The following is a 12,383-nucleotide window of genomic DNA, read 5'->3' on the forward strand; positions in this document are numbered from 1 at the left end:
CCGATGCGCCGCCCCGCCAGCACGCAGATCGGCGGCGATGCGCGCATCGCCGCCGTGTGGAACCAGCTCGCCGGCGTCATGGACCCGGAGCTCGACGAATCGATCGTCGATCTCGGCTTCGTGGAAGACATCGCGATCGGCACCGACGGCCGCGTGGACGTCGCCTTCCGCCTGCCCACCTACTGGTGCTCGCCCAACTTCGCCTTCCTGATGGCGGACGATATCGGACGGGCGGTGCGCACCCTGCCCTGGGCGCGGGAGGTTCATCCCCGGCTCGAAGACCACATGTTCTCCGATGAGGTCAATCGCGGCACCCATCTCGGCCTTTCCTTCGCCGATACGTTCCGCGACCTGGAGGTGAGCGACACGCTGGAAGGCCTGCGCGAGACCTTTCTGCGCAAGGCGTTCCAGCGCCGGCAGGAAGCCGTCATCCTGGGCCTGCGGCGGGCCGGCTGGTCGGATGCGGCCATCGTGACGACGGATCTCGCCACGCTGGACCGCGCCGCCATCACCGATCCGGAAGGCCTGCGCCAGAAGCCGCGCTACCGCGAGATCCTGCTGGCACGGGGTCTCGCCACGCGGCCATCCGACCTCGCCTTCGTCACCCTCGACGGTGAGGCCATCGCGGCCGCCGGCCTTCCCGTGCATCTGCGCGGGCTGCGGGCGATCCGCATCAACATGGAAGCCAATGGCGCGCTGTGCCGTGGGCTTCTGGAGGCCCGCTACGACGAGGGGCCGCGCACGGCGCCGGCGCCCTCCTCCGGCCATGCCTGCGGCAATGCCGAAGCGGCCACGGGATGCTGCGGCGGCTGCGCCCTTCACGCCACCGGGGCGGCGCCCGCCGCCCGCGTTGCCGGCATTCCGCTCGCCCTGTGAACGGGGCGGCGACGCTCCGTTCCGAAGTCGATACGAACAAAGACACAAAAGAACGAGGAAACAGCCATGGCAAAGATGATCCTGCATGATGGCGAGGCGCGCCGCGCCCTCGCCCGCGGCGTTGGCAAGCTGGCGGCGGCGGTCGAATCGACGCTCGGTCCCAAAGGCATGAACGCCATGGTCGACAGGCCGATCGGCACCCCCATCGTCTCGCGCGACGGCGTGACCATCGCCTCCGAGATCGAACTGCCGGACCGCTTCGAGAACATGGGCGCGCAGGTGGTGCGCGAAGTCTCGATGCAGACCAACGAGGTCGCGGGCGACGGCACCACCACCGCCATGGTGCTGGCCAACGGCCTCATCCAGAACGGCGTCGCGGCGCTGGAGCGGGGCGCCAAACCCGTCGATCTGTGCCGGGGCATCGACACGGCCGTCAATCTGGTGGTGGAAACGCTGAAGGGCCGCGCCCGCCCGGCCTCCGAGCGCTCCATGCTCGAAGCGGTGGCGACCATCGCCGCCACCAACCCGCATCTCGGGCATCTGGTGGCCGAAGCGCTGCACCGGGTCGGCCTCGACGGCATCGTCTCGTCCGATTACGGCCTCACCATCGAGACCACGCTTGACGTGGTGGAGGGCATGTCCTTCGACCGGGGCTATATTTCCCACCACATGGTGACCGATGTCGAGAAGATGGAAGTGGTGCTGCACGAGCCCTACATCCTGCTGACCGATCTCAAGATCCGCGCGCCCCAGGAGATCGCCGGCCTGCGCAGGGCGGTGTCGCAGACCGGGCGCACGTTGGTCATCATCGCCGAGGAAATCGCCCCGGAGGTGGTCGTCACCCTGCTGGGAGACGGCAATCGCGGCAAGGTGCTGGTGGTCAACCCGCCCGATTACGGCCATTGGCGCAAGGCCATGATGGACGATCTCGCCATCATCACCGGCGGCAAGGTCATCGCCCGCGATCTCGGCGGACGGCTGGAGGACGTCACCCTCGACGATCTCGGCACCGCCCAGCAGGTCCGCGCCAGCGCCCGCGAGACCGTCATCATCCGTGGTGGCGGCAATGCCGACGAGATCGCCGCCCGTCGGGCGCAGGTCACGCGCCAGCACGAGCTCGCCCCGCCGAACATCGAGCAGGACAAGCTGAAGGAGCGCCTCGCCAAGCTCTCCGGCGGCACGGCGGTGATCTATGCCGGCGGCGTGACGCCGGTCGAGCAGAAGCGCACCCTCCAGCTCGTCGACGACGCGCTGAGCGCGACCCGCGCGGCGGCGGAAGAGGGCATCGTGGCCGGCGGCGGCACGGCGCTGCTGCAATGCGCGCCGATCGTCGCGGCCCGGCTCGGCAACCTCAATGGCGATGTCGGCGAGGGCATCCGCCTGGTCCGGGAGACGCTGGCCCGTCCGGCGGCCTTTATCGCCCGCAATGCCGGCTACGACCCCGACAGCATCGTCGACAGGCTGATGGGGGCGGAGGACGGCATCGGCTTCGACGCCGCCACCGGTGAGATGAAGGACATGATCTCGGCCGGCATCGTCGACCCGGTGCGCGTCACCTATACCGCGCTGCGCAACGCGGCCTCGGTCGCCACGCTGGTGCTCACCACCAACACGCTGATCGCCGACATCACCGACTATGTCGACCCGACCGCCGGCCCCGCACTCGGCGGCGGCGCCGAGAAGCTCGGCCGCGCATGATCATGGTATCCCGCCGGCGGCACCCGCCCGGCCGGCGGGCCGCCTCCCGGAAGGGTCCGGGAACTCCACGCCTCGACATCGCGCCGGCCCCGCTCGGGCCACGGCCGGAAGCGCCCACTTCAAAGGACACGCCCATGCGTAAATACATCGCCGAATTCATCGGCACCTTTGCATTGCCGGAGCGCTCTTTCGAATGGGCGTCACACGGCACGCGCCGGTAGCCGCGTGATGGAGAGCCTCCCGGTCGCCACGGCCATCGGGAGGCCCCCTCGGGTGACGCTTGATTGGAACCGTGTTAAAAACGTCGCAACGAAGCGCATAGATCCCAAACGCCAACTTGCGGGATCTGAGGTTTGCATAATAATAATCGGGAGGGTGCTTTGGTGTATATCATCACCAAGACTGACGAACCTCGAAAAGAGGACGTCGCCGCCAAGAAGATGATCCAGCAAAACTGGGGCACGATCGACGCTCTGGCCAACCAGATATCCGGCGGGCGCTGGCAAGACATCAAGCAGGCACGGGCCACCAAGACATCCGTCGCCGAATACGAACGGAAGAGCTTCGTGGGGTACGTGCCGACGGCACGCGGCACGCCCGCGCGGCCCTATATCCGCATCAGCCTGAACAACCGCGTTGTCGTGGTCGATGAAGAGACCAACCGGCAGGTGCTGTTCCTGGGCGAAATCCGGCACCGCCCGCAGGGCCGGGTGTTCTGCCTCGCCACCCGCGCCAATGGCTTCTTCGATCCGGCGGCGGACGACGTGCTGGAGGCGCTGGCCGGTCTCGATGGCTGCGTGCTCGGCGCGGACGAGGTCGACGAGCCGTTCAAGCAGGAACTCGCACGTCGCCTCGGGTTCGCCGTGCCGCAGGACGTCTGAGCGGGCGCCCCCCCGCCGGAACCTCCGGTCCTTTCTTGCGCAGACATCGCTCTGGGCGCGGCTACGGGACATGTGGATGCAGACGGAAGCGCATATGAGCAAGCCGCCCGTTGAGCGCCGTTCGACCGCACTTCCTTCGCAGGAGGAAGAGGATGCGGTCGATCACGCCACGGACGGTGCATCCTACGACGCATCGGCGACGATGAAGGCCTGGGAGAATTTTCTCGACCGGGGCCGGCCGACCGCACCGGGCGGCCTCATTCGCGGCGTCATCGAGCAATCCTGGCAGCGCAGCGCCGTCTCCGGCGTCGACCCGCGCGGTCGCGGCAGCGATCTCATCGCCTCTGCCGACGAGGTGGACGGGTTGCGCCGGCACCATGGCGGCCTGCTGCAGGCGGCGGGCAAGACCTTCCAGCGTCTCGCCGACATCCTCGGCGAGACCGCGACCATGGTCGTCGTCACCGACCATCGCGGCGTCATCATCGAAACCGCCGGCGATCCCCACATCGTCAACGCCGCCCATGACATCCGCCTGGAGATCGGCGCCAATTGGGGAGAGGGCGTCACCGGCACCAACGGCATCGGCACCGCTTTGGTAACCGGCAAGCCGGTCTATGTGCGGGCGGCCGAGCATTTCTGCGAAGGCGTGAAATCCTGGAACTGCATCGGCGCGCCGATCCGCAGTCCGCTCGACGGCAGCATCGTCGGCGTCGTCGATTTCTCCGGTCCGCAGGACATCTTCCGTCGCCACAATATCGCGCTCGGCATCATGGCGGCGAGCCATATCGAACTCGCCCTCGCCGACCAGCTGCGGGTCGAGCGCATGCAGCTGCTCGAACTGTGCCTGTCGCGGCTGCAAAGCGGCGGGCGCGGCGACGGCTTCGTCATTCTCGACCGCCAGGGCCGGGTGATCCACCACAGCGACAGTGCTGCGGTGCGCTGGCGCCATGCCAATCCGGGCACCGAACTGCGGCTCGGCGACCAGCTCGTGGACTTCAAGGGCGGCATCTGGCCGGAGAATGTCTCCGACATTCCCGGCATCGACGCTCAGCGCATGGAGCCGCTGATGCACGCCGGCACCTTCTCCGGCGCCGTGCTGCTGCTGGAACCCACCGGGCACCCCTCACCCGCCCTCCGTTCCGGCACGAATGCGGCGCGCTCGACCTTGAAGGCGGCGCGCGAGGCGATCATCGGCGAGAGCTCGGTGCTCATCGAGGCGATCGAGCGGACCGAGCGCGCCGCGCAGGGCCGGAGCGCCATCCTGCTGGAGGGGGAGACCGGCGTCGGCAAGGAGCTGTTCACAAGGCTCATCCACGCGGCCGGGCTGACGACCGGCAAGGAGCCCTTCGTCACCTTCAATTGCGGTGCCATCTCCAAGGAGTTGCTGGGCGGGGAGCTGTTCGGCCACGCCCCCGGCGCCTTCACCGGGGCGACCCGCGAGGGACGCGCCGGCCGCTTCGAGCTCGCCGATGGCGGCGTGCTCAGCCTCGACGAGATCGGCGAGATGCCACTCGAGCTTCAGCCCTATCTGCTGCGCATTCTTGAAGAGAACGCGGTCTACCGCATCGGCGAGGGCCGGCCCCGGCCCATCAATGTGCGGCTCGTCGCCTCGACCAACCGCAGCCTCAAGGCCGAGGCGGCGGAGGGGCGGTTCCGCAAGGACCTGTATTTCCGCATCGGCGCGGTGAAGATCACCATCCCCCCGCTGCGCAACCGCCATGGCGATATCAGCCTGCTGATCCACCATTTCAACCGTCAGGTGTCCGAAGCCCACGGCACCGGGCCGCTGCGCTTCCAGCCGGCGGTGCTCGATCTGCTGGAGCGCTATGAGTGGCCCGGCAATGTCCGGGAGGTCCGCAACCTTGTCGAATCCCTGTCGCTGATGGCCACCGGCCGCACCATCGGCGTCGACGATCTGCCGGAAGATTTCGTCGAGGAGGTGCAGCATCTGCGTGACGCCGGCGGCAGCCCGGCCGGACCGTCCGACGGCGGCGGCGCCGACGAGATCGCCCGCATCGACGAGGCCGAGCGCCGGCTGATCGAGCGCACGCTGGTCGCCTCGGGCGGCAACACATCGGTCGCCGCCGATCGGCTGGGGATCTCGCGCAGCACGCTCTATCGCAAGCTCCAGCAATACCGGGCGAGGCACTAGCCGCGCTCGGTGTGGCAGAGGAAACCGGAGAGGCGGGGATCAGATGACAGAACGGCGCCAACGCTCCGGCAGCGATCCCTGCGCGACGGAGCTCGCCTCGACCATCCTCGACAATGCCCAGCGCGATGTGGTGTTCACCCTGCGCATTCGCGGGGAGAGCCTCGATCTGCTCTCCCGGCACTTCCAGGGCTTCATCGAACGGTCGCTCCTCTCCAACGGCGTCGGCTATGGCGACCATCCGCTGCTGCGGCTCTTCGTCGAGACGCACGGCCGCGAGCTCACCGACTTCGTCACCAATGGCATGGCCCTGTCGCACCAGATGGATCTGAAGGCGTTCGAACGTTTCGGCGGCGATGCGACCCATCTGCTGCGGGCGGATATCTGGGACAGCCTGCGCGGCTATATCGAGAGCGCCGAACGGCACTTCATGTCCGGCCTCGGTGGCCTGCACGACATTCTGGCCGAGGTCGAGGCCAACCGGCCGGGCCGCGCGGGAGGTGTCGATGGCTAGCATCGCGGCAGCGTGCCAGCCGGGACAGCATCGAGCGGAGGGCACAAGGTGACGGACACCCAGCAACTTCGTTCCCTGCTCGGCCAGCGTCTGGAGATCGTGCAGGAGATCGCCCGCCTGAATGCACGCCAACTGCAGAACCGGCAGATCTTCAGCGGCCTCGAACTCGAGGTGATGCAGTGCGAACGCGACCTGTTGCAGCTTGCCGATGCAGCAGCAAAGGACGGTCTCGCAGCGGCGCTGGCGCAACGCATGGCGGCCGAGGCAAGGCTCGCCGAGGACGAGAACGAACTCACGCAATGGCACCGGCGGCTCGACGCCGTCGACCGCCAGATCAGCGGCATCTGAACCGGCGCGCCGGCGAAACGGCAAGGAGCACAGGGACATGAGCACGACGGAAGCCGAAACATCGCCGCTTTTCGCCCTGCTGGCGCGGCAATGGCGGCTGGACGCGGAGGTCCAGGCCTGCGCTTTCACGCGGGACGGCGCCCGTCTCGCCTTCGCGCTGGGCGACGGCACGCTCGCCCTCGCCTCGATGGACGATCCGGAAGCGGCGGGCACACGCTGGCACATGTCGATCGAGAATGGCCGCTCCACCATCGCCCCGCGGGCCCGGCCGGTTGCCGCCCCGGTCAAGGTGTCGGTGGGCGAGGGCCCGCTTCGTCTCGCCGCGTTCGGTCCATCGGGATTTCTGCTCGGCGGCGCCACCGGCCGGGTGGTGCGCGTCGAGGCCGATGGCGCGGTGCGGGTTGTCGTCGAGCACGACCGTGGGGGGGTCGACGCGATGGCGACATCGCCCGCGTCGTTGAGCGACCAGGCGGCCTTCGTCGCGGCAAGCGGCAGCGTCACGCGTTACCACGCCAATGGCTACACCGCCCGGGCGATGGCGCGTTACGACGGCACGGCCCGGACGGTCGCCGTGTCGCCCGATGGCCAGAGCGTAACGCTGGGCTTCGAAGCGCGTCTCTCCATCGTCGATGTGGCCAGCGGTGCCCGCGAGCCGTTCGAGATCGCGGGCGGGCCGGTCGAGGCCCTGTCCTGGTCGCCGGACGGTCGGCGGCTGGCCGCCGGCCTTCTCGATGGCGGCGTCGCGCTCATCGATATCGCGGATCGGCGGCTGCTGCGGCTGCCGGACTATCCCGCCCCGGTGCGCACGCTCGACTGGAGCGACGACTCGCGGCAGCTCGTCACCGGCGGCGCCTTCCGCACCATCGTCTGGGCGGTCGGCCAAGGCAGCGAGCGGCCAGGCACCCTTGAAACCGGCCGTTCCGGCTTCGTGGCGGTCGAGGCGGCGCGGTTGCATCCGCGCCTGCCCCTCGTCGCGGCCGGCTATGAGAACGGCATGATCGTCGTCATGGCGATCGGTCATCGCGACGAACTCGTCATTCGCGATCCGGCGCCAGGTGGGCTGCGCGACCTCCGCTGGTCGCCTGACGGCGAGCACCTCGCCTTTCACGCAGCGCAAGGCTGGGCCGGGGTGATCGACGTGCCCACGCATATGTTCAAGCAGATCGACAGGAGGACAACATGACGTCGCCGGACAAGACCGCCCAGAGCAAGGACGTTTTCTTCGAGGAGATCGCCGCTCTCGCCGAACGGATGATCGCGGAACATGGCCGCGATTTCACCATGGGCGCGTTCATTCTCGCCGCGCGCTTCATCGCCGAGAAGAAGGATATCGGCAGCGGCAGTCTTGAGCCGACAAACTGAGATCTGCGTCCATCCGGGGTTGGCCGTCTTGGGGGGCGGCCGGCCGAGCCTGCGCGCCCCTCAGCATGCGGGGATTCAAGGCTCCCGGTTGAAGGCGCGCGGACGCGGGTCCACCGCGAAGGAATCGCGCCCGAGCTCGAAGTGCGCGGCTCTCGACGGAACCACCTACGCGCCTTCGCTTGACGCGTGGAGGTTGCGGACAGCGAAGTACGCATCATGCGACCCAAGTCCGAACGGCTGCAAACGCCAGCGGCGGTTTCGGCGTTCGCAGTTCTGTACTGAAATGGCGCACCCGGCACGATTCGAACGTGCGACCTCTGCCTTCGGAGGGCAGCGCTCTATCCAGCTGAGCTACGGGTGCCAGCGGCGCGATGGATGCGCCGAAGCTGCGTCTACATAATCGAACGGGCGCCCCCCGGCAACCGGCACGGCGCGCCTTTCGCCGGAAGGTGGTGTGGATCTCGCGCGGCCTCCGCCGGCAGAGGCCGCACGTTCGGATCGTGCCGGATGCCGCAGGTGGGCCGTTATCGCAACAGGCCGTCGACCGGAACGCTGCAGCGGAAAGCCGCAGCCTCCAGGCGCGCCCTCGCGTCAGTTGCGACCGGCGCCATCATAGAGGGGCTTGTCGGGCCAAGCTGAATCAAACCGATGACGCAGGTCGACGCCAGGGGAGCGTTCATGAGGCCCTATCTCGCGGCATTCCATGGGGCGGGCGGTTTGTCCGCCGCCATCCGTAGGTGTGCCGAAAGCGATGGAGCTGACCCGCTGACATGGCGACCGCCTGCGGCTTGCACGCCGGCCAGATCGCGGCGACCTTGCCGGCGATTTTCTCGCGCGTCTTCAGCTCGGTCAGCGGGCCGATGCCCGCCCAGCGATGGCGATGACGGCCTTCAGCGCATCGTAGAGCCGTCCGCCGCGCTCGGCGCGCACAACCCAGCCTTGCTTCATCGCGTCACCTGCCGCGCTTCCCGTTAGGCGGTAGTATAGGGAGGCTGCAAGATGCGTGGCTCCGCCAAGGCTATGCCGACGCGATCGTGCCGACTAATGTCGGCGTTCCGAACCATCAACGTGCAGGAAGTGCCGCGTGCTGACAGGCGAACTGAGATCCAAGATCGACGCCATCTGGAATGCGTTCTGGGCGGGTGGCATCGCCAATCCGATCGAGGTGATCGAACAGCTCACCTATCTTCTGTTCATCCGCGGGCTCGACGAATTACAGACCCGCGAGGAGAGCCGGGCGCGCCTCACCGGCGGGCCGATGCAGCGCGTCATCTTCCCCGCCGGCACCTACCGCAAGGACCGAGACGGCGCGGACGTGACCTATGAGGAACTGCGCTGGTCGCGGCTGAAGAATGCCGAACCCGCCCGCATGTTCACGCTGATGGCGGATTTCGTCTTTCCCTTGCTGCGCGAGATGGCGGAGGAAGGCACCGCCCATGCCGAGCACATGAAGGGCGCGCGCTTCACCATTCCCACGCCCGGCCTGCTGGCCAAGGTGGTGGACATGCTGGCGGAAATCCCGCTGGAGGACCGCGACACCAAGGGCGATCTCTATGAATACATGCTGGGCAAGATCGCCAGCGCCGGCCAGAACGGCCAGTTCCGCACGCCGCGCCACATCATCAAGCTGATGGTGGAGCTGACCCAGCCGACGCCGAGGGATGTCATCTGCGATCCCGCCAGCGGCACCTGCGGCTTCCTGGTGGCGGCGGGGGAATTCTTGCGCGAACAGCACAAGGGGCTGTTCCACGACGCCGCGCTGCGGGAGCATTTCCACGGCGGCATGTTCCACGGCTATGATTTCGACCAGACCATGCTGCGCATCGGCTCGATGAACATGCAGCTGCACGGGGTGGAGGGAGCGGATATCCGCTACCGGGATTCGCTCGCCACCGGCCATGCCGACGATGCCGACACATACTCGCTGATCCTCGCCAACCCACCCTTTGCCGGCTCACTGGACTATGAGACCACGAGCGCCGACCTGCTCTCCATCGTCAAGACCAAGAAGACCGAGCTTCTGTTCATGGCGTTGTTCCTCAAGCTCCTGAAGCCCAGCGGGCGGGCGGCGGTCATCGTGCCGGACGGGGTGCTGTTCGGCTCCTTCACCGCGCACAAGGCGATCCGGCGCATGCTGGTGGAGGATCACAAGCTCGACGCCATCGTGAAGCTGCCCTCCGGCGTTTTTCGGCCCTATGCCGGCGTGTCCACCGCCATCCTGTTCTTCACCAAGACCAATTCCGGCGGCACCGACCATGTGTGGTTCTATGACGTGCAGGCCGACGGGCTGAGCCTCGACGACAAGCGCCAGCCACTGGTGTCGGAGGACAAGTTGGGCCCGGTGCCGAAGGCGGCGCTGGCGGTGGAGGAGCACGCGAAGAACAATTTGCCCGATGTCGTCGCCCGCTGGCGCGCGCACCGGGGCGGAGCGGGAAAACCCGCGCACCGGCCAGAGCTTCACCGTGCCGCTCGCGGACATCAAGGCCGCCGATTACGACCTCTCGCTCAACCGCTACCGCGAGGTGGAGCACGAAGCCGCCGAGCACCGCCCGCCGAAGGACATCATCGCCGAGTTGCTGGCACTGGAAGACGACATCGCCGCCGGGTTGAAGGAACTGGAGGCGATGCTGTGAGCGTGCCTATGGTTCGGCTGGGGGATGTCTGCGAAATCAAGGGTGGGGGCACTCCGTCAAAATCAAAGCCTGAGTTCTGGAACGGAGACATTCCATGGGTTTCGCCCAAGGATATGAAGTCGTGGGAAATAATTGACGCAATAGATAAAATTAATTCAGCAGCAATAAAAGGGAGTGCGACGAGCCTTATTCCTGCCGACTCAATTCTATTGGTAAATCGATCCGGTATTCTTAATCACACGCTACCGGTTGGAATCAACCGTCGTCCTGTGGCCATCAATCAAGATCTAAAGGCCCTTATTTGCAATCGAAGGGCGCATCCGGATTACATTGCTCGCCTTGTTAAGGCAGCCGAGCCGATCATTCTTAAATGGGTAAGAGCGACGACCGCAGACAATTTCTCCATATGAAAAAGCGATCCGCAGCGCGGCGCTCGACTTCCTGAAGACCTATGTCGCGAGCATGAGCCTCGACAATTTCATCGTCCGCGCCAAGCGCAGGCTGGTGGAGAAGTATCAGGCGCCAGAGCCCTGGCTCGCGCCCTCCGATGCCATGCGGGAGGACCTGGTCGAGCATATCGCGCCGCTGCCGACCGCCATGAAAAGCGACCCGGAGGAGTCCAAGCGCTTCGATCTCCTGATGTTCAATCTTGAGATTGCGCTGCTCAAGGGATCCAGGCGCTTCGACAAGCTGAAGAAGCAACTGGTCGCTATCGCCTCCGCGCTCGACGAACAGACGGCGATTCCCGCCATCGCGGCCCAGCACGCGCTGATCCTCGACATTCTGTCCGATGACTGGTGGGAGGGCATCACCGTACCGCTGCTCGAACGCGTGCGGCTTCGCCTGCGCGGTCTCGTGCCTCATATCGAGCGTCACCGGAAGGCGATCGTCTATACCGATTTCGAGGATCAACTCGGGGAGGGGACCGAGCTCGAACTGCCGCAGGTCGGCGAAGTGGATTTCGCGCGGTTCAAGAGCAAGGCCCGTCACTTCCTTCGCGTCCATCAGGACCATATCGCGATCGCCAAGCTGCGGCATGGCAAGTCGCTCACCGCCACGGATATCGAAGAGTTGCGCCAGATGCTGCTTGATTCTGGCATCGGCGAAAGTCAGCACATCGAGGCGGCGAGCTCACTGGCAACCGGCTTCGGAGGGTTCTTGCGTTCGCTCGTAGGGCTGGATCGTCGGGCCGTTGCAGATCTGTTCAGCGAGTTCCTCGGCGACGCTGCAGCCAGCGCGCAGCAGATCGAGTTCCTGGACATGGTCATTGACCTGAGACCCCGATCCTCCTCCAGATTTGAGTAGAGTCCGTCGATCACGGAGACGGACGATGCGAGCCTCACGGTTCACGGAAGAGCAGATCATCGGCATGCTGAAGGAGCAGGAGGCGGGGGCGAAGACCGCTGACGTGTGCCGCAAGCACGGCATCTCCTCGGCGACCTTCTACAAGTTCAAGGCAAAGTATGGCGGCATGGACGTGTCGGATGCCCGCCGGCTGAAGGCGCTTGAGGATGAGAACGCCCGCCTGAAGAAGCTGCTCGCCGAGCAGATGCTGGACAACGCTATCCTGAAGGATGTCGCCTCAAAAAAATGGTGACGCTCGATGTGAGGCGTAAAGCCGTGGCCCATGCCTGTGCCGAGCACGGGGTGAGCCAGCGTCGGGCGTGCAAGGCATTGAGCTTCGATCGCACCAGTATGCGCTATCGAAGCGTCCGTCCTGACGATGCGGCCCTGCGCGACGCCATGAAAGCCGTGGCCGGCGAGCGCCGCCGCTTCGGCTACCGACGGATCCACGTCATGCTGCGGCGTCAGGGCATCGTGATGAACCAGAAGAAGCTGCGCCGGCTGTATCGAGAGGAAAAGCTCCAGGTGCGTCGGCGAGGTGGTCGCAAACGGGCGCTTGGCACAAGACGGCCTATGCT

10 protein-coding genes, 1 tRNA gene and 2 pseudogenes (1 of these 13 only partly in view) are annotated in these 12,383 nt (G+C 66.4%); 12 read left to right on the top strand and 1 reads right to left on the bottom strand.

The window, feature by feature from the left end; all coding sequences use genetic code 11:
• Positions 1 to 3 precede the first annotated feature (3 nt).
• The 8 genes from ACQY76_RS04515 (at position 4) to ACQY76_RS04550 (ending at position 7,828) form a co-directional block, all read left to right on the top strand.
• Entirely contained in the window at positions 4 to 876 is an 873-nt protein-coding gene (locus ACQY76_RS04515; protein WP_428031718.1) for a metal-sulfur cluster assembly factor, read from the top strand.
• A 66-nt stretch (positions 877 to 942) separates the two neighbouring features.
• On the top strand, positions 943 to 2,574 hold the full coding sequence (locus tag ACQY76_RS04520) for a molecular chaperone GroEL (RefSeq protein WP_428031719.1): 1,632 nt from the start codon (positions 943 to 945) through the stop codon (positions 2,572 to 2,574).
• Positions 2,575 to 2,957: 383 nt separating this feature from the next.
• Complete coding sequence (locus ACQY76_RS04525; protein ID WP_428031720.1) at positions 2,958 to 3,455, top strand: hypothetical protein; 498 nt, start codon at positions 2,958 to 2,960, stop codon at positions 3,453 to 3,455.
• Positions 3,456 to 3,549: 94 nt separating this feature from the next.
• The gene (locus ACQY76_RS04530; protein ID WP_428031721.1) at positions 3,550 to 5,607 is read left to right on the top strand and encodes a sigma-54-dependent Fis family transcriptional regulator; all 2,058 of its coding nucleotides are present in this window, start codon (positions 3,550 to 3,552) and stop codon (positions 5,605 to 5,607) included.
• A 43-nt stretch (positions 5,608 to 5,650) separates the two neighbouring features.
• Positions 5,651 to 6,118: a hypothetical protein gene (locus ACQY76_RS04535; RefSeq protein WP_428031722.1), complete on the top strand. Its 468-nt coding sequence runs from the start codon at positions 5,651 to 5,653 to the stop codon at positions 6,116 to 6,118.
• Positions 6,119 to 6,166: 48 nt separating this feature from the next.
• Complete coding sequence (locus ACQY76_RS04540; RefSeq protein ID WP_428031723.1) at positions 6,167 to 6,466, top strand: hypothetical protein; 300 nt, start codon at positions 6,167 to 6,169, stop codon at positions 6,464 to 6,466.
• Between the two features lie 37 nt (positions 6,467 to 6,503).
• Complete coding sequence (locus tag ACQY76_RS04545; RefSeq protein ID WP_428031724.1) at positions 6,504 to 7,649, top strand: WD40 repeat domain-containing protein; 1,146 nt, start codon at positions 6,504 to 6,506, stop codon at positions 7,647 to 7,649.
• Positions 7,646 to 7,828 carry a hypothetical protein gene (locus tag ACQY76_RS04550; protein ID WP_428031725.1) on the top strand — a complete coding sequence of 61 codons (183 nt, stop codon included), beginning with the start codon at positions 7,646 to 7,648 and terminating at the stop codon, positions 7,826 to 7,828. The genes ACQY76_RS04545 and ACQY76_RS04550 overlap by 4 nt, the downstream gene beginning before the upstream one ends.
• Positions 7,829 to 8,112: 284 nt before the next feature.
• On the opposite strand, the gene ACQY76_RS04555 is transcribed toward ACQY76_RS04550, so the two are convergent.
• A tRNA-Arg gene (locus tag ACQY76_RS04555) sits at positions 8,113 to 8,189 on the bottom strand.
• Between the two features lie 723 nt (positions 8,190 to 8,912).
• On the opposite strand from ACQY76_RS04555, the pseudogene ACQY76_RS04560 reads away from it, so the two are divergent.
• From ACQY76_RS04560 to ACQY76_RS04575, 4 genes and pseudogenes are all read left to right on the top strand, one after another.
• Positions 8,913 to 10,461: pseudogene (locus tag ACQY76_RS04560) on the top strand (type I restriction-modification system subunit M).
• A gap of 8 nt (positions 10,462 to 10,469) precedes the next feature.
• Positions 10,470 to 10,871 carry a restriction endonuclease subunit S gene (locus ACQY76_RS04565; RefSeq protein WP_428032931.1) on the top strand — a complete coding sequence of 134 codons (402 nt, stop codon included), beginning with the start codon at positions 10,470 to 10,472 and terminating at the stop codon, positions 10,869 to 10,871.
• A gap of 52 nt (positions 10,872 to 10,923) precedes the next feature.
• The gene (locus ACQY76_RS04570; protein ID WP_428031726.1) at positions 10,924 to 11,766 is read left to right on the top strand and encodes a type I restriction-modification enzyme R subunit C-terminal domain-containing protein; all 843 of its coding nucleotides are present in this window, start codon (positions 10,924 to 10,926) and stop codon (positions 11,764 to 11,766) included.
• A gap of 25 nt (positions 11,767 to 11,791) precedes the next feature.
• Positions 11,792 to 12,383: pseudogene (locus ACQY76_RS04575) on the top strand (IS3 family transposase) (its annotated part continues 481 nt past the right edge of the window); the annotation flags it as partial.

This window comes from Ancylobacter sp. (assembly GCF_965279025.1).
In the GTDB taxonomy this organism is placed as follows: Bacteria; Pseudomonadota; Alphaproteobacteria; order Rhizobiales; family Xanthobacteraceae; genus Ancylobacter.